Raw genomic sequence first — 17,569 nt, 5'->3', positions numbered from 1 at the left:
CGCCCCTTTCGGGGCGCTCAGCTGGGCCTTGCCATGGCCTTCACGAAGGCTCGCTCGACGTCGGCCGCAGAGAGGACTCCGTAGATCTCTCCTGACTCCTCCACCACCAGGTATTCGGTGGCCGGGGCCGCGCGGAGGGCGTCGAGGAGGGCTTCGCCCGCGAGTTCCGCGGAGACGCGCATGCCGTCGGTGAGGTCCTGGGCGAGGCCGCTGACGGCTACCCAGGGGCGGCGGTGTTCGGGAACGCCGACGATGGCGGCTTCGCGGACGAGGGAGAGGGGTTCGCCGTCGGGGTCGACGACGACGAGGGCGCGGGCGCCGGCTTCGTTGGCGCGGCGGAGGGCCTCGGAGAGGGGGGTGTCGGTCTCTACGGGGACGGCGCGGCGGGTGAGGGTGCGGGCCTGGAGTTCGGGGAGGTGTTCGCGCAGTCGGGCCATGCGGAGGCTGTTGCCTGCGCCGGTCCAGATGATCGCGGCGAGGATCGCGGCGAGGAGGGCGTCGAGGACGGTGTCCATACCGACGCTGTCCTCGGCGGCGGAGCCGAGCAGTCCGGACTGGGTGAGCAGTGGTAGGCCGATGAGGACGGAGAGGGCGAGGGCGCGGCCGACCCAGGCGGCGGCGATGGTGCCGCTCATCGGTTTGCCGGTGATCTTCCAGACGACGGCGCGGAGCATGCGGCCGCCGTCCAGGGGCAGGCCGGGGAGGAGGTTGAAGGCGGCGACGATCAGGTTGGAGACCATCAGGCCGGCGAGCAGGACGCCGGGGACGGTGCCTGGTTCGACGGCCAGCAGGGCGACGTAGAAGACGCCGGCGAGGACGAGGGAGAGCAGGGGGCCGACGAAGGCGAGGATGAACTCGCGGCCGGGGGTCTCGGACTCCTTCTCGATCTCCGAGACGCCGCCGAAGAACTGGAGCTGGATGCGGCGCACCGGCAGTTTGTAGCGCAGGGCGGCGATGGTGTGGGCGAGTTCGTGGACGAGTACGGAGGCGTAGAAGGCGACCGCGAAGAAGAGGGCGACGAGGTAGCGGGTGCCGCCGAGTTCGGGTAGGACGCGGTCGAGCTGGCCGCCGAAGACCCAGGTGATCAGGGCGGCGACGAGGAACCAGCTGGGCGCGACGTACACGGGTACGCCGAAGGGGCGGCCCATGAGGATGCCGCCGCCGGGCTCCTTGGGGCGCTCGGGGGGCTTGGGGGCGGTGTCCGGGTGGGCGTGGGGGCGCTCGGAGGTGACCGTGCGCTCCGGCTCGCCCGCCGGCGTCTTGTGCGGGTTGGGTGGCGTGGCCGGGGTCGCGGGGTCCGCCGAGGGCCTGCTCATCGGGTCCGACGGCGGTCCGTGCGTCGCGTCGGCTGAGGGGCGGTGCGTCGCGTCCGCGGGTGGTGTGTCAGCCCGGTTCGCGGGTGGTGGCTCCGTCGCGTCCGCGGGCGGTTGCCGGGTCGGGTCCTCGGACGGTCGGTCCACCGAGCCCTCGGGCTGGTCCACCGAGCCCGCGGGCTGGTCCGGGGAATCCGCGGGTGGTTGGTCAGCCGGGTCTGTCGGCGGCTTGTTCGCCGAGCCCGCGGGCGGTTGGTCCGTCGGGCCTGCCGACAGGTTGTGCGCAGGGCTTTGCGACGGCTTCGCGGCCTCGGAGTCTTTGGGGAGGTTGGCGGCGGAGGGTTCCTCGACGGCGTCGTGCTGCTCGGTGGTGCCCGGCTTCTCGGGGGCCGGCGAAGGGGTGGCGTCGGGATCGCCGGGGCCGTGGTGGGCCGTGGGCGGGGTGGGGGCGGGGCTGTCCGCCGGTGGCTCGGTCGCGTCGCGGTGTGCGCGCTCGGGCGCCTCGTCGCTGTCGGACCGCGGCTGCCCGCTCCCGCCGCTCGTCTCCACGATGTCCCCTCGTTCGAAGCGTCTTCCGCGCCCGGTGGCCGGGCGGAAGGGTCTGCGGTCGATGCTATGCCGTCGCCGGGGTGCGTTCCTCCCCGGCACCCCCTCTCTCTTCCCCGCGTCGCACGAGGCACACGGGTGTCGACTGCGGTGACGTCGGCCGGGGCCGTCGTGCGGAGCCGTCGTGCGGGGCCGTGGCTGTCACTGTCAGTGGCGGGTCGTATGGTCTGTGGTCATGGAAACCAGCACCGACGGCACCGGCACCGTCCCCGTGGGCGGCGAGGGCGACCGTCCCGCCGTGCGGGCTGCCGCGCCGCCTGCCTCGCTGTCGCCCTCGCGCGCCAGTGACTTCATGCAGTGTCCGCTGCTGTACCGGTTCCGGGTGATCGACCGGCTGCCGGAGAAGCCGAGCGAGGCGGCGACGCGGGGGACGCTGGTGCACGCGGTGCTGGAGAGGCTTTTCGACGCGCCGGCGGCCGAGCGGACGGCGCCCAGGGCCAGGTCGCTGGTGCCCGGGCAGTGGGACCGGCTGCGGGAGAGCAGGCCGGAGGTCGTGGAGCTGTTCGCGGACGACCCGGAGGGTGAGCGGCTGGCGCGCTGGCTGGCCGAGGCCGAGCAGTTGGTGGAGCGCTGGTTCACGCTGGAGGACCCGACGCGACTGGAGCCCGCCGAGCGGGAGTTGTTCGTGGAGGCGGAGCTGGACTCGGGGCTCAGGCTGCGCGGGATCATCGACCGGGTGGATGTGGCGCCCACGGGCGAGGTGCGGATCGTCGACTACAAGACGGGGAAGGCACCTAGGCCCGAGTACGCGGAGGGCGCGCTGTTCCAGATGAAGTTCTACGCCCTGGTGGTGTGGCGGCTGAAGCAGGTGGTGCCGCGTCGGCTCCAGCTCGTCTATCTCGGCAGTGGTGATGTGCTGACGTACGACCCGGTGGTGGCGGATCTGGAGCGCGTGGAGCGGAAGCTGCTCGCGTTGTGGGAGGCGATCAGGCTGGCCACGGAGAGCGGGGACTGGCGGCCCCGGCCGACGAAGCTGTGCGGCTGGTGCGACCACCGGTCGGTGTGTCCGGAGTTCGGTGGTACTCCCCCGCCGTACCCCCTCCAGGTGAGGTCGCCCGAGGCTGGGGCCGACGGGCAGGGCAGAATGGGCGCGGACTAGCCGAAGGAGATTTTCGTGGCCATCCGCGTCCTACTGGTCGACGACCAGCCGCTGCTGCGTACCGGGTTCCGGATGATTCTGGAGGCGGAGCAGGATCTCGCGGTCGTCGGGGAGGCCGGGGACGGCCTTCAGGCGCTCGACCAGGTGCGGGCGTTGCAGCCCGATGTGGTTCTGATGGACATCCGTATGCCTCGGATGGACGGGGTGGAGGCGACCCGGCAGATCACGGGGCCGGGGCGCGACGGGCCGGCGAAGGTGTTGGTGCTGACCACGTTCGATCTGGACGAGTATGTGGTGGAGGCGCTGCGGGCGGGCGCCAGCGGGTTTCTGCTGAAGGACGCGCCGGCCAATGAGCTGGTGCAGGCGATCCGGGTGGTGGCGGGCGGGGAGGCGATGCTCGCGCCGAGCATCACGCGGCGGCTTCTCGACAAGTACGCGGTGCATCTGCCGTCGGGTGACGAGCCGGTGCCGGACACGCTGCACACGCTGACCGACCGTGAGGTAGAGGTGCTGAAGCTGGTGGCCCGGGGTTTGTCGAACGCGGAGATCGCCGCCGATCTGTTCGTCAGCGAGACCACCGTCAAGACGCATGTGGGGCATGTGCTGACCAAGCTGGGGCTGCGTGACCGCGTGCAGGCGGCGGTGTACGCGTACGAGAGCGGGTTGGTGCGTCCCGGCGCCCAGTAGGCGATCGGGCGTCGAACCACGCGCCGAGGGCGCCCTCTTCACCGGAAGAGGGCGCCCTCGGTCGTGCGGGGACCGGCAGGGCGTCAGCCCTTGCTGATCTCCCAGAAGCGGAAGACGGTCGACGCGTCCAGGCAGTACTCCAGGCCGTAGACGTTGTCGCGGACGACGGCGTACTGCTTGGCCTGCCAGATGGGGATGAGGGGGACGTCGGTGGCGACGATGTTCTGCAGTTCGGCGTACTCCTTCTCCGTGGAGGAGCGCTCGCTCTCGGCGGCGGTCTTCGGGAGGAGTTCACCGGTGATGGTGTCGTTGGAGTAGTTGTTGCCGAGCACGTTGCCCTTGCCGAAGAAGGGGCTGGTGAAGTTGTCGGGGTCCGGGTAGTCGGGGACCCAGCCCTTCACGTAGACGCCGTACTTGCCGGCGGCGATGTCCTTCTCGTACTGGTCGAAGGCGACGGACTCCACCTTCGCGTCGAACAGGCCGCTGTCGTTGAGCTGCTGGGCGACGGCCTCCAACTCCTGGTCGGTGGAGGGGCCGTAGCGCGACGGCGTGGACCAGAGGGTCAGTTCGACCTTGTCGGTGATGCCGTCGGCGCGCAGGGCGGCCTGGGCCTTGTCCTTGGAGGGGCGGGCGCCGTAGGTGTCGAAGAAGGCCGTGTTGTGGCCGGTGATGCCGGCCGGGATGATCGAGTACAGCGGCGTGGCGGTGCCCTGGTAGACCTCGTTGACGAGGGCGTCGCGGTCCAGGAGGTAGGCGATGGCCTGGCGGACGCCGAGCTTGCCGGTTACGGGATCGTCCATGTTGAAGACGAGGTGCTGGACCTCGGCGCCGGTGCCGTCGACGATGTCGACGCCGTCGGCGGTGGAGGTGTCGGTCTCGATGTCGGAGATGTCGGAGGCGCTGAGGCCGCGGTAGGTGACGTCGAGGTCGCCCTCCAGGAGGGCCTTCTTCAGGGCGTCCTGGTCGCCGTGGAAGAACTTGAGGGTGACGCCGCTGTTCTCGACGTCGGCAGTGCCCGTGTAGTTCTCGTTGACGGTGAAGACGGCCTCGTCCTCGCCGAAGGACTCCAGCTTGTAGGGGCCGGAGCCGACCGCCTCGCCGTCCTTGCGGAGGCCGTCGGCGTCGTAGGAGCTCTCGTCGACGATCGAGCCGGCGCCGGAGGCGATCTTGCTGGGGAAGGTGGCGTCGGCGTACTTGAGGTCGAAGCGGACGGTCTTGTCGTCCGGGGTCTCGACCTTGTCGAGCATGGGGAACATGATCGCGGGGCCGGCGTCGTCGTTGATCTTCAGCATGCGGTCGAAGGAGAACTTGACGTCCTTCGCGGTGAGCGCCTCACCGTTGCTGAACTTCAGTCCGTCCTTGAGGGTGCACTCGTAGACCGTGGCGCCGCTGTCCGCGAAGGAGCACTCCTCGGCGAGGTCCGGTTCGGGCTCGGTGGCGCCGTTGGGGAAGCTCAGCAGCGACTGGAAGACGTTGTTGAAGAGGAGCCAGGACCCGGGGTCGTAGCCGGAGGCGGGGTCGGTGGCCAGGACGTCCTCGGACATCCCGATCGCCACGTTGGAGCCGGAGTCCCCGGATCCCCCCGATTCGGAGCCACAACCGGTCAGCAGGCCGGCGGCCAGCCCTGTCGCGATGGTCAGGACGGGCCACTGGGTGCGTATGTTCACGTATGGATGCCTTGTGTCGTCGGATGCATTGCGGGCGCTCCGGGGTCCCCCGAGGCCGTTCGGCCTCGCCCGGGGCGGATGGTGAGGTCCGGTCAGTCGCTTCTGCCGCGGCTCAGCTCCCAGAGCTGGAGCGTGGAGGCGGTGTTGAGGGCGTATTCGGCGCCGGTGATGTCGTCGCGGGCGGCGACGTACTGGTTGCCCTGCCACAGCGGCAGAACGGGTACGTCGTCGGCGACGATGTCCTGGATGCCGGTGAGGCTTCCGGAGGCGGTGAGGCGGTCGGCCTCGCGGCGGGACTCGGGGATCAGCTTGCCGCGGATCTCGCTGTTCGCGTAGGGCGAGCCGAGGAAGTTGTCCTTGTCGAGGAAGGGCGCGAGGTAGTTGTCGGCGTCGGGGAAGTCGGGGAACCAGCCCATGCCGTAGACGGCGTACTCGCCCTCCTGTTCGGCCGGGCGGAACGTCGACCAGGGGGTGCCCTTGATGGTGACGTCGAACAGGCCGCTGTCGTTGAGCTGCTTCCTGAGCAGCTCGAACTCCTTCTTCGTGGCCGCGCCGTAGTGGTCGGTCGTGTAGTGGAGGGTCAGCTTCACCGGGGTGGTGATGCCGGCCGCTTCCAGGGTCGACCTGGCCTTGGCGGGGTCCGGGTCGCCGTACTTGTTGAAGAACGAGTTGGAGTGGCCGGTGATGCCTGCGGGGACCAGCGAGAAGAGGGGTTCGGCCTGGGAGCCGTAAACCTTGGCGACGAGTTCGCCGCGGTCGATGGTCTCGGCCATGGCCCGGCGGACGGCTGTGCTCCTGACCGGGGAGGCGTCGGTGTTGAAGGCGAGGTAGCGGATCTCGAGGCCGGCGGACTCGATCACGTCGATGTCGCTGTCGTGGGACGCGGAGAGCTTGGTGATCTGTTCCGGCGTCATGGTGCGGGTCATCAGGTCGATGTCGCCGTCCTGGAGCGCGGTGCCCATGGCGTCGGCGTCGGCGAAGGAGCGCAGCTCGACCTTGTCGTTCTTCGGGTCCAACTGGCCGCGGTAGTGGGGGTTCTTGGTGAAGACGGCCTTGACCAGTTCGCCGTCCTCGACCTCGGCGTCCAGGGTGTACGGGCCGGAGCCGTCGACCTGGAAGCCGTCGCGCAGCTCGCCCTTGTCGTAGTCGGCGGGGTTGACGATGCCGGCGACGGGGGTGGACAGCTTGTACGGCAGGGTCGCGTCGGGGCCGTTGAGGTGGAAGATCACCTCGTTGTCGCCCTTGGTCTCGACGAGGTCGATGGTGGACAGCAGGGCGAAGACACCGCTGTCGGCCTTGATGGAGCGGGCGCGGTCGATGGAGAACTTCACGTCCTCGGCGGTCACCGGGGAGCCGTCGGCGAACTTCAGGCCGGTCCGCAGCTTGCAGGCGTAGCGCTCGTTGCCGCTGTCGGTGAAGGCGCAGCTGGAGGCGGCCTCGGGTTCCGGTTCGCCGTCGCCGCGGGGCTGGACCAGGAGGGTCTGGACGGTCTGGCGGAGGATGTTCCAGGTACCGACGTCGTAGGCGTAGGCCGGGTCGATGGGCGCCGGGGCCGCCTTCGAGGCGGCGAACCGGTCGGTGGTGCCGACGACGATCGCGTCACCGCTGCCGCCCGCGCTGTCGGTCGCTCCGCAGGCGGCGAGTACCGGGGTGAGCAGACCGATCAGGGCCGGCAGCACCAAGGTCTTGCGGTTCATGCTCGTTGTTTCTCCAGAGCTGTGTTCCGAGACGGGTGCCGGCGGGGTGGTGCGAGCGCGTCACGGGATGTACGGCGATGTTCTCGCGTCGAGATTAGCCCGCACCGCCAGAGGGGTTCGTACGTACCGGAGTTGAGTTCCCATCACGCTGCGGAACCGGGCGCGGACGGAAACGGTGTAGCACGCACGGAATGTTTGGGTGCACCCTTCACCAATCGGGACACAAGGGCGCGCCGAACACCCCTGAATGCGGGGATTGGGCGCGCTCGAAGGGGCTCCCGGAGCCCCTTTCGAGTGGCAAACGTCACAGCCGGAAAGGGGTTCCCAAGTGCGGGAATTCAGTCATTCCCGGCCGATTGAATTTCCCGGACCCTGCCCTGTGAGTGATCTTGGAATTCCTTGCGTTTTCAATTGACCGTCGCCGCCATCAGGCCGCGCAGAAATGGCAGGTCGACCTCTTCCAGGGAGGTCACGACGGTGCGCCGGGCGGCGGGGGCGATGGGGGCCACGGACGGGACGGCGACGACATGGCAGCCTGCGGCCTCGGCGGCGGCGACGCCGGTCGCGGTGTCCTCGATGACCGCGCACCGGGCCGGGTCGGCACCCAGTCCGGAGGCCGCCAGCAGGTAGGGGTCGGGGAACGGCTTGGTGCGTTCGACCTCGTCGCCCGCGACGGTCAGCGCGAAGTGCTGGGGGCCGAGCGAGGCCAGGACGCGGTCGATGATGCGCCGGTGCGAGGCGGAGACCAGAGCGGTGGGCACGCCGTGCGCGGCGAGTTCGGCGAGGAGTCTGGAGGCGCCGGGCATCAGCGGCAGCGCGCGCCCGATGCGGGCCTCGAAGCCGTCGTTGAGCAGCACGGTCAGCTCGGCGAGGGTGATGTCGGCGCCGGTGGCCTCGATCAGGAAACCCGCGCTGCGGCTCATGGGGCCGCCGACCACGACATGGCGCCAGGAGTCGTCGAGGACATGACCAAGGCCGGCGAAGACCTCGACCTCCACGTCCCACCAGAAGCCCTCGGTGTCCACGAGGGTGCCGTCCATGTCGAGGAGCACGGCCTGCAGGGCGGAGCCTTCGGCCGTACGGGTTCCTAGCGCGGGGATCGTCGTGGTCATCCGGCGCACCTCCTTGTGGGACGAGCAGGCCGGTTCCCGGATGGGGAACCGGCCTGCGGTGGACCGACCAGTCTACGACGCCGCCCGAGGGAACGCGCGGCCAAATGCCTTGCGGGGCTGCCGACCAGGCGCGGTCCGCCTCACAGCCTTGGGGGGCCAACGCGCCCCTGAAGGGGCGCGGGGCTGTACTCGATGTGCGGCTCCGCCGGCGCGGCCAGCCCCCACGCACCCGCGGTCGAACACGGCTCCCAGCGGAGCTACCGCGCGTTGAAGTACTTCGCCTCGGGGTGGTGGATGACGATGGCGTCGGTGGACTGCTCGGGGTGGAGCTGGAACTCCTCCGACAGCTGTACGCCGATCCGCTCGGGCTCCAGCAGCTCCGCGATCTTGGCCCGGTCCTCCAGGTCGGGGCAGGCGCCGTAGCCGAGGGAGAAGCGGGCACCGCGGTACTTGAGGTCGAACATGTCCTCGATCGCGGCCGGGTCCTCCCCGGCGAAGCCCAGCTCGGAGCGGACGCGCGCGTGCCAGTACTCGGCGAGGGCTTCGGCCAACTGCACGGACAGGCCGTGGAGTTCGAGGTAGTCGCGGTAGGCGTTGGACTCGAAGAGCTGGGCGGTCTCCTCGCCGATGCGGGAGCCGACGGTGACGACCTGGAGGCCCACGACGTCCCTCTCGCCGGACTCCTCCGGGCGGAAGAAGTCGGCCAGGCACAGGCGCCGGCCCCGTCGCTGGCGCGGGAAGGAGAACCGGGTCCGCTCGTTCCCGTCGTCGTCCAGGATGATCAGGTCGTCGTCCTTGGACACACAGGGGAAGTAGCCGTAGACGACGGCCGCTTCGAGGAGGTTCTCGGTCTGCAGCTTGTCGAGCAGGCCGCGCAGCCGGGGCCGGCCCTCGGTCTCGACGAGCTCCTCGTAGGTCGGCCCGTCGCCCGTGCGGGCCTGCTTGAGCCCCCACTGGCCCTTGAACAGCGCGCCCTCGTCCAGCCAGGTCGCGTACTCCTTGAGCTGGATGCCCTTGATGACGCGGGTGCCCCAGAACGGCGGGGTGGGGACGGGGTTGTCGGTGGCGACGTCGGAGCGGACGTGGCCCTCCTCGGGGCGCTCCTCGACCACGGTGGTGGCGGCCGTCGCCCGTACCCGGCGCTGCTTGAGCTCGGGCAGCTTCGCCCCGGGCACGCCCCGCTTGACACCGATCAGGGCGTCCATGAGGCGCAGGCCCTCGAAGGCGTCGCGGGCGTAGCGGACCTCGCCCTCGTAGATCTCGTGCAGGTCCTGCTCGACGTAGGCGCGGGTGAGGGCTGCGCCGCCGAGGATGACGGGGTAGTCGGCGGCCAGGCCGCGCTGGTTGAGCTCCTCCAGGTTCTCCTTCATGATCACCGTGGACTTGACCAGGAGCCCGGACATGCCGATGACGTCGGCGCGGTGCTCGGCGGCGGCGTCCAGGATCGCGGAGACCGGCTGCTTGATGCCGAGGTTGACGACGTTGTAGCCGTTGTTGGACAGGATGATGTCGACGAGGTTCTTGCCGATGTCGTGGACGTCGCCGCGCACGGTGGCCAGCACGATGGTGCCCTTGCCCTCCGCGTCCGACTTCTCCATGTGCGGCTCCAGGTAGGCCACCGCGGACTTCATCACCTCGGCGGACTGCAGCACGAACGGCAACTGCATCTGCCCCGAGCCGAACAACTCACCGACGACCTTCATCCCGTCCAGCAGGGTGTCGTTGACGATGTCGAGAGCGGGACGGTCCTGGAGGGCGGCGTCCAGGTCGGCTTCGAGGCCGTTCTTCTCGCCGTCGATGATGCGGCGCTTGAGGCGCTCCTCCAGCGGGAGGGCGGCCAGTTCCTCGGCCTTGCCCGCCTTCAACGACTTGGCGGTGGCGCCCTCGAAGAGCTGCATGAGCTTCTGGAGGGGGTCGTAGCCCTCGGTGCGGCGGTCGTGGATGAGGTCGAGGGCCGTTTGCACCTCCTCCTCGCTGAAGCGGGCGATCGGCAGGATCTTCGAGGCGTGCACGATCGCCGAGTCCAGGCCCGCCTTCACACACTCGTCCAGGAAGACGGAGTTGAGGAGGATACGGGCGGCCGGGTTCAGGCCGAAGGAGATGTTCGACAGACCGAGGGTGGTCTGGACGTCCGGGTGACGGCGCTTAAGCTCGCGGATCGCCTCGATGGTGGCGATGCCGTCCCCCCGGGACTCCTCCTGACCGGTACAGATGGTGAAGGTCAGGGTGTCGATGAGGATGTCCGACTCGTGGATGCCCCAGTTGCCGGTGAGGTCGTCGATGAGCCGTTCGGCGATCTCGACCTTCTTCTCGGGGGTGCGGGCCTGGCCCTCCTCGTCGATGGTCAGCGCGATCAGCGCGGCACCGTGCTCCTGGGCGAGCCGGGTGACCTTCGCGAAGCGGGACTCGGGGCCGTCGCCGTCCTCGTAGTTGACGGAGTTGATGACCGCGCGGCCGCCCAGCTTCTCCAGCCCGGCCTGGATGACGTCCACCTCGGTGGAGTCGAGGACGATGGGGAGGGTGGAGGCGGTGGCGAATCGGCCGGCGAGTTCGGCCATGTCGGCGACGCCGTCGCGGCCCACGTAGTCGACGCAGAGGTCGAGCATGTGCGCGCCCTCGCGGATCTGGTCGCGGGCCATCTCCACACAGTCGTCCCAGCGGGCCTCCAGCATGGCCTCGCGGAACTTCTTCGAGCCGTTGGCGTTGGTCCGCTCGCCGATCGCCATGTAGGAGGTGTCCTGGCGGAAGGGGACCGTCTGGTAGAGGGAGGCGGCGCCGGGCTCGGGCTGCGGATGGCGTTCGGCGGGCGTGGCGCCCCGCACGCGCTCCACGAGTTGGCGCAGGTGTTCGGGGGTGGTGCCGCAACAGCCGCCGACCAGGTTCAGGCCGTAGTCGCGTACGAAGGTGTCCTGGGCGTCGGCCAGGCCCTCGGGGCCGAGCGGGAAGTGGGCGCCGTCCTTGGTGAGGATCGGCAGGCCCGCGTTGGGCATGCACAGCAGCGGGGTGCGCGAGTGGCGGGCCAGATAGCGCAGGTGCTCGCTCATCTCGGCGGGGCCGGTGGAGCAGTTCAGGCCGATCATGTCGATGCCGAGCGGCTCCAGCGCGGTCAGCGCGGCGCCGATCTCCGAGCCCAGCAGCATCGTGCCGGTCGTCTCGAACGCCATCGAGACCAGCAGGGGCACGTCGGTGCCGGTGGCCTCCATGGCGCGGCGGGCGCCAAGGATCGAGGACTTCGTCTGGAGGAGGTCCTGTGTGGTCTCCACGATGAGGGCGTCGGCGCCGCCGGCGAGCAGGCCCTCGGCGTTCGCCTGGAAGCCGTCGCGGAGCGTGGCGTAGTCGATGTGGCCGAGGGTCGGCAGCTTCGTACCCGGGCCGATGGAGCCGAGGACCCAGCGCTGGCGGCCGTCGCGGGCGCCGAACTCGTCGGCGGTCTCGCGGGCGATGCGGGCGCCGGCCTCGGACAGCTCGTACACGCGCTCGGCGATGTCGTATTCGGCCATCGCGGTGTGGTTGGCGCCGAAGGTGTTCGTCTCGACGCAGTCGACGCCCACCGAGAAGTACTCCTCGTGGACCGAGCGGACGATGTCCGGGCGGGTGACGTTCAGGACCTCGTTGCAGCCCTCCAGCTGCTGGAAGTCCTCGAGGGTGGGGTCCTGGGCCTGGAGCATGGTGCCCATGGCGCCGTCGGCTACCACCACTCGGGTGGCGAGGGCCTCACGCAGTGCGTCGGATCGGGCCCGGCCTGCGGCGGCGGACGTAGGGGACGGGTTCGGCAACGAGGCCATGGAGCTGCTCCCTGGAGTGCGACGGCTGTCGGCTTTGCGGCTTCCCGTGGAAGGCGCACGCCGCAAGGGTAGCCCGGAGCGCCGCGGATGGTCAGGGGCGTCCACGGGACGGACGAACGTGGCGTGGGTGGCCGGGTGCGGTTTACTCCGACGACGAATGGACGTCGGACACCGCTCCGGCACGGCATGACCACCCCACGATCACACGATCACCGAACGGACACCGGACGGGCACGGGAGAATCACCGCTCGGCGAGCGTGGCCGAAAAGCTGTTGACGGCCATTGGCGAGAGGTCGGCAACGACCGGTAGTGTTCGACATTGCCGAACGTTGGGGATCATTCACGTACGGCGGTCGAAGGGGACGGAGGCAGGACGGCGATGGCACGGAACATCCAGTCGCTCGAACGGGCGGCCGCGATGCTGCGGCTGCTCGCGGGCGGCGAGCGGCGGCTCGGCCTGTCGGACATCGCCTCGTCGCTGGGCCTCGCCAAGGGCACCGCCCACGGCATATTGCGCACGCTCCAGCAGGAGGGCTTCGTCGAGCAGGACGACGCCTCCGGGCGGTACCAGCTGGGGGCCGAACTGCTGCGGCTGGGGACCACCTATCTCGACGTCCACGAGCTGCGGGCCCGCGCCCTGGTCTGGACGGACGACCTGGCCCGCTCCAGCGGCGAGAGCGTCCACCTGGGGGTGCTGCACCAGCAGGGCGTGCTGATCGTGCACCACGTCTTCCGGCCCGACGACAGCCGGCAGGTCCTGGAGATCGGCGCCATGCAGCCCCTGCACTCCACGGCGCTGGGCAAGGTCCTCGCGGCGTACGACCCGGTGGCGCACAGCGAGGTCCTGGAGGCCGAGCGCAAGGCGTTCACCGAGCGGACCGTCTGCGCTCCGGACGACTTCGAGGGCGTCCTGGACATCACCCGCGCGCGCGGGTACGCGGCCGACGTCGAGGAGACGTGGGAGGGGGTCGCCTCCATCGCCGCCCCCATCCACGACCGGCGGCGCATGCCCGTGGGCGCGGTCGGCATCACCGGCGCCGTGGAGCGGCTGTGCCGCGAGGGCGAGCTGCGCTCCGAGCTGATCGCGGCCGTACGGGACTGCGCCCGCGCGGTGTCGCGGGACCTGGGCGCGGCGCGGTTCTGACGGCCGCCACCCGGCACGGCGAAGGCCGGGACGCCTCACGGTGTCCCGGCCTTCGCCGTACGCGTGCGTACGCGTCATCCGCCCGCGTGTGCCCCGCAGCCATCACAAGATCGACGAGCCGGTTCGATCAATAACGATCGTGCTTTCGACAACACAACTCTTGACGTGCCTGTAACGCCGGAGCAAGACTCCCGTCCATCGGTCGACATTGTCGAACACCTACCGGCAATCCGCGCTAGAGTGTGACAACGCCAAGGGCCGAACTCTTTCCCCTGGACGAAGGACAAAGGAGTCGCGGGTGTCCAGCTCCGACATCTTCATCGGCGAGACCATCGGTACCGCCATACTCATCCTGCTCGGCGGTGGCGTGTGCGCGGCCGTCACACTGAAGGCCTCCAAGGCCCGTAACGCCGGTTGGCTCGCCATCACCTTCGGGTGGGGTTTTGCCGTTCTCACGGCCGTCTACACCTCCGCGCCGCTCTCCGGCGCCCACCTGAACCCGGCCGTGACCCTGGCGCTCGCGCTGAAGGACGACGGCATCGAGTGGAGCCAGGTCCCCACCTACTGGGGCGGGCAGCTGCTCGGCGCGATGATCGGTGCCGCCCTGGTCTGGGTCGCCTACTACGGCCAGTTCCACGCCCACCTCACCGACCGGGAGATCGTCGGCGAGCCGGCGGAGGCCGCCCGGGCCAAGTCCGTCGAGGCCCGGGAGACCGCCGCCGGCCCCGTGCTCGGCATCTTCTCCACCGGCCCCGAGATCCGCGTCGCGTGGCAGAACATCGCCACCGAGGTCATCGGCACCATCGTGCTCGTCCTCGCGGTCCTCACCCAGGGCCTGAACGGCGAGGGCAAGGGTCTCGGCACGCTCGGCGCCCTGATCACCGCGCTCGTCGTGGTCTCGATCGGTCTGTCCCTCGGCGGCCCGACCGGTTACGCGATCAACCCGGCCCGTGACCTCGGCCCGCGTATCGTGCACGCCCTCCTGCCCCTGCCCAACAAGGGCGGCTCCGACTGGGGCTACGCCTGGGTCCCGGTGGTCGGTCCCCTGATCGGTGCCGCCATCGCCGCAGGCATCTACAACGTCGCATTCGCTTAAGAGCACCGAGCCGCTGACTTCCGGAACCCCGTGATTTCACGAAACGCTCAGCACGCGCCGTACGTACAGCCCTTCGACCAGTGAACTTTCAGGAGCACACCGTGACCGACGCCCACACCGCCGGCCCCTTCATCGCCGCCATCGACCAGGGCACCACCTCCAGCCGCTGCATCGTCTTCGACCGCGACGGACGCATCGTCTCCGTCGACCAGAAGGAGCACGAGCAGATCTTCCCGAAGCCGGGCTGGGTCGAGCACAACGCCACCGAGATCTGGACGAACGTCCAGGAGGTCGTCGCCGGGGCCATCGAGAAGGCCGGCATCACCCGGGACGACATCAAGGCCATCGGCATCACCAACCAGCGCGAGACCACGCTGCTCTGGGACAAGAACACCGGTGAGCCCGTCCACAACGCCATCGTCTGGCAGGACACCCGCACCGACGCCCTCTGCAAAGAGCTCGGCCGCAACGTCGGCCAGGACCGCTTCCGCCGTGAGACCGGCCTTCCCCTGGCCTCCTACTTCGCCGGTCCCAAGGCCCGCTGGCTGCTCGACAACGTCGAGGGTCTGCGGGAGCGCGCCGAGGCCGGGGACATCCTCTTCGGCACCATGGACACCTGGGTCATCTGGAACCTGACGGGCGGTGTCAACGGCGGCAAGCACTACACCGACGTCACCAACGCCTCCCGCACCCTCCTGATGAACCTGCACACCCTGCAGTGGGACGAGAAGATCGCCGAGTCCATCGGCGTCCCGCTGTCGATGCTCCCGGAGATCCGCTCCTCCGCCGAGGTGTACGGCGAGATCACCGGCGGCAAGCTCGGTGACCTGCTCGGCGGCATCCCGGTCGCGTCCGCGCTCGGCGACCAGCAGGCGGCCCTGTTCGGCCAGACCTGTTTCGCCGAGGGCGAGGCCAAGTCCACGTACGGCACCGGCACCTTCATGCTGATGAACACCGGCGAGAAGATCATCAACTCCTACAGCGGCCTGCTGACCACGGTCGGCTACCGGATCGGCGACCAGAAGCCGGTCTACGCGCTGGAGGGCTCGATCGCCGTCACCGGTTCGCTGGTGCAGTGGATGCGCGACCAGATGGGGCTCATCTCCACCGCCGCCGAGATCGAGACGCTGGCGCTCTCGGTCGAGGACAACGGCGGCGCGTACTTCGTGCCGGCCTTCTCCGGTCTGTTCGCCCCGTACTGGCGCTCCGACGCCCGCGGTGTGATCGCCGGTCTGACCCGGTACGTCACCAAGGCGCACCTCGCGCGCGCCGTCCTGGAGGCCACCGCCTGGCAGACCCGTGAGATCACGGACGCCATGACCAAGGACTCGGGCGTCGAGCTCGCTGCCCTCAAGGTCGACGGCGGCATGACCTCCAACAACCTGCTGATGCAGACGCTCTCGGACTTCCTGGACGCCCCCGTGGTGCGCCCGATGGTCGCCGAGACCACCTGCCTCGGCGCCGCCTACGCCGCCGGTCTCGCCGTCGGCTTCTGGACCAACACCGACGACCTGCGCGCCAACTGGCGTCGGGCCGCCGAGTGGACCCCCCGCATGGACGCGGAGACCCGCGACCGTGAGTACAAGAGCTGGCTCAAGGCCGTCGAGCGGACCATGGGCTGGATCGAGGACGAGAGCTGAGCCAAGGGCCCACGACGGCTCCTTCCGCCGGCTCTGATGAGGAGTAAGAACCCGACATGACCAGTCAGTCCACCCTGCAGACCCTGCCTGCCCTGGGGACGCGCCCGGCGTCCGGCTCGAACCCGAGCCGTGCCGAGACCCGGGAGCAGCTCTCCAAGGCGTCGTACGACCTTCTCGTGATCGGCGGCGGCATCCTGGGCATCTCCACCGCCTGGCACGCCGCGCAGTCCGGGCTCAGGGTGGCGCTGGTCGACGCCGGTGACTTCGCCGGCGCCACCTCCTCCGCCTCCTCCAAACTGCTCCACGGGGGCTTGCGCTATCTGCAGACCGGCGCGGTGAAGCTGGTGGCGGAGAACCACTTCGAGCGCCGTGCGGTCTCCCGCCAGGTGGCCCCCCACCTGGCGAACCCGCTCACGTTCTACCTCCCCGTGTACAAGGGCGGGCCGCACGGCGCGGCGAAGCTCGGGGCGGGCGTCTTCGCCTACTCCGCGCTCTCGGCGTTCGGTGACGGCGTGGGTCATCTCCTGTCCCCCGCCAAGGCGGCGCAGGACGTGCCCGAGCTGCGCACCGAGAACCTCAAGGCCGTGGCCGTGTACGGCGACGACCAGATGAACGACTCCCGGATGGCGCTGATGACGGTCCGCGCGGCCGTCGAGTCCGGCGCGGTGGTGCTGAACCACGCCGAAGTAACCGGGCTGCGCTTCACCAAGGGCCGGGTGACCGGTGCGGAGCTGCGCGACCGGCTCTCCGGCGACGAGTTCGGGGTCAGCGCGCGGCTGGTGCTGAACGCGACCGGGCCGTGGGTCGACCACCTGCGCAGGATGGAGAACCCGAACGCGGCCCCCTCCATCCGGCTGTCCAAGGGCGCGCATCTGGTACTGAAGCGGACGGCTCCGTGGAAGGCCGCGCTCGCCACCCCGATCGACAAGTACCGCATCACCTTCGCCCTCCCCTGGGAGGACATGCTGCTGCTCGGCACGACCGACGAGATGTACGAGGGCGACCCGGCGGACGTCGCGGTCGACGACAAGGACATAGCCCAGATCCTGGACGAGGCCGCGTTCTCGATCCGGGACCAGCAGCTCGACCGTGACCTGATCACGTACGCCTTCGCCGGTCTGCGGGTGCTGCCGGGCGGCCCCGGCGACACGGCGAAGGCCAAGCGCGAGACGGTCGTCACCGAGGGCCGGGGCGGCATGCTGTCCGTCGCGGGCGGCAAGTGGACGACGTTCCGGCACATCGGCCGAACGATCATGAAGAAGCTGGAGACTCTGCCGGGCCGGCCGCTGGGCGAGGACTTCGAGCCGGTCGCCTCGCTGCCGAAGAGGCTGCCGCTGCCGGGGGTCGCCAACCCGCGCGCGGTCGCCCACCGGCTGCTGGTGGACCGTCCGGCGCCGGGCCCCCGGATGGGCGCCGACACCGCCAGGCACCTGGCCACGCACTACGGGTCGCTGGCCTTCGACATCGCCCGCCTCGCCAACGAGAACCCCGAGCTGGGCGAGCGCGTCCACCCCGACGCGCCGGAGATCTGGGCGCAGGTCGTCTACGCCCGCGACACCGAGTGGGCCGAGACGGTCGACGACGTCCTGCGCCGCCGGACGACGCTGACGATACGGGGGCTCGCGACGGACGGGGTCCGTGCGAAGGTCCAGGACCTGCTCGACAAGAAGTAACCGACCCGGCGGTGCCGCCCCTCCCCCTGACCGGGGCCGGCACCGAGCG

Annotated in this window: 11 protein-coding genes; 6 read left to right on the top strand and 5 right to left on the bottom strand. The window is 69.9% G+C overall.

Features of this window, described 5'->3' with window-relative positions:
* Positions 1-17: 17 nt before the first annotated feature.
* Entirely contained in the window at positions 18-1,862 is a 1,845-nt protein-coding gene (locus ACWD26_RS23570) for a site-2 protease family protein (RefSeq protein ID WP_451273080.1), read from the bottom strand.
* A 232-nt stretch (positions 1,863-2,094) separates the two neighbouring features.
* Here ACWD26_RS23570 and ACWD26_RS23565 point away from each other — a divergent pair, with 232 nt between their 5' ends.
* A complete protein-coding gene (locus tag ACWD26_RS23565; RefSeq protein WP_451273078.1) occupies positions 2,095-3,018 on the top strand; it encodes a RecB family exonuclease in 924 nt (307 codons plus the stop codon).
* Between the two features lie 15 nt (positions 3,019-3,033).
* Positions 3,034-3,705, top strand: a complete 672-nt coding sequence (locus ACWD26_RS23560; RefSeq protein WP_451273076.1) for a response regulator — start codon at positions 3,034-3,036, stop codon at positions 3,703-3,705.
* 83 nt (positions 3,706-3,788) lie between these two features.
* Here the strand turns inward: ACWD26_RS23560 and ACWD26_RS23555 are convergent, their stop codons facing one another.
* The 4 genes from ACWD26_RS23555 to metH form a co-directional block, all read right to left on the bottom strand.
* Positions 3,789-5,372 carry an ABC transporter substrate-binding protein gene (locus ACWD26_RS23555; protein WP_451273074.1) on the bottom strand — a complete coding sequence of 528 codons (1,584 nt, stop codon included), beginning with the start codon at positions 5,370-5,372 and terminating at the stop codon, positions 3,789-3,791.
* Between the two features lie 92 nt (positions 5,373-5,464).
* Positions 5,465-7,069, bottom strand: a complete 1,605-nt coding sequence (locus ACWD26_RS23550; protein ID WP_451273073.1) for an ABC transporter substrate-binding protein — start codon at positions 7,067-7,069, stop codon at positions 5,465-5,467.
* Between the two features lie 407 nt (positions 7,070-7,476).
* On the bottom strand, positions 7,477-8,181 hold the full coding sequence (locus tag ACWD26_RS23545) for an HAD family hydrolase (protein WP_451273071.1): 705 nt from the start codon (positions 8,179-8,181) through the stop codon (positions 7,477-7,479).
* Between the two features lie 257 nt (positions 8,182-8,438).
* Complete coding sequence (metH, locus tag ACWD26_RS23540) at positions 8,439-11,966, bottom strand: methionine synthase (protein ID WP_451273069.1); 3,528 nt, start codon at positions 11,964-11,966, stop codon at positions 8,439-8,441.
* A 380-nt stretch (positions 11,967-12,346) separates the two neighbouring features.
* Here metH and ACWD26_RS23535 point away from each other — a divergent pair, with 380 nt between their 5' ends.
* The 4 genes from ACWD26_RS23535 to ACWD26_RS23520 all read left to right on the top strand — a co-directional run bounded on the left by ACWD26_RS23535 (position 12,347) and on the right by ACWD26_RS23520 (position 17,520).
* Complete coding sequence (locus tag ACWD26_RS23535) at positions 12,347-13,111, top strand: IclR family transcriptional regulator (RefSeq protein WP_451273067.1); 765 nt, start codon at positions 12,347-12,349, stop codon at positions 13,109-13,111.
* Positions 13,112-13,409: 298 nt separating this feature from the next.
* A complete protein-coding gene (locus ACWD26_RS23530) occupies positions 13,410-14,207 on the top strand; it encodes an MIP/aquaporin family protein (RefSeq protein ID WP_451273065.1) in 798 nt (265 codons plus the stop codon).
* 101 nt (positions 14,208-14,308) lie between these two features.
* Complete coding sequence (glpK, locus tag ACWD26_RS23525; protein WP_451273063.1) at positions 14,309-15,847, top strand: glycerol kinase GlpK; 1,539 nt, start codon at positions 14,309-14,311, stop codon at positions 15,845-15,847.
* Between the two features lie 56 nt (positions 15,848-15,903).
* Entirely contained in the window at positions 15,904-17,520 is a 1,617-nt protein-coding gene (locus ACWD26_RS23520; protein ID WP_451273061.1) for an FAD-dependent oxidoreductase, read from the top strand.
* Positions 17,521-17,569: the final 49 nt, after the last annotated feature.

The organism is Streptomyces sp. NPDC002787, from assembly GCF_053592095.1.
The sequence above is the reverse complement of the archived record's forward strand: the minus strand, read 5'-3'. Positions and strand labels throughout refer to the sequence as shown.

Excerpts from the sequence above, each read along its gene's own strand:
- ACWD26_RS23565 (WP_451273078.1), top strand. The coding sequence starts at position 2,095 with ATGGAAACCAGCACCGACGGCACCGGCACCGTCCCCGTGGGCGGCGAG.
- ACWD26_RS23550 (WP_451273073.1), bottom strand. The coding sequence starts at position 7,069 with ATGAACCGCAAGACCTTGGTGCTGCCGGCCCTGATCGGTCTGCTCACC.
- ACWD26_RS23545 (WP_451273071.1), bottom strand. The coding sequence starts at position 8,181 with ATGACCACGACGATCCCCGCGCTAGGAACCCGTACGGCCGAAGGCTCC.
- metH (WP_451273069.1), bottom strand. The coding sequence starts at position 11,966 with ATGGCCTCGTTGCCGAACCCGTCCCCTACGTCCGCCGCCGCAGGCCGG.
- ACWD26_RS23535 (WP_451273067.1), top strand. The coding sequence starts at position 12,347 with ATGGCACGGAACATCCAGTCGCTCGAACGGGCGGCCGCGATGCTGCGG.
- ACWD26_RS23520 (WP_451273061.1), top strand. The coding sequence starts at position 15,904 with ATGACCAGTCAGTCCACCCTGCAGACCCTGCCTGCCCTGGGGACGCGC.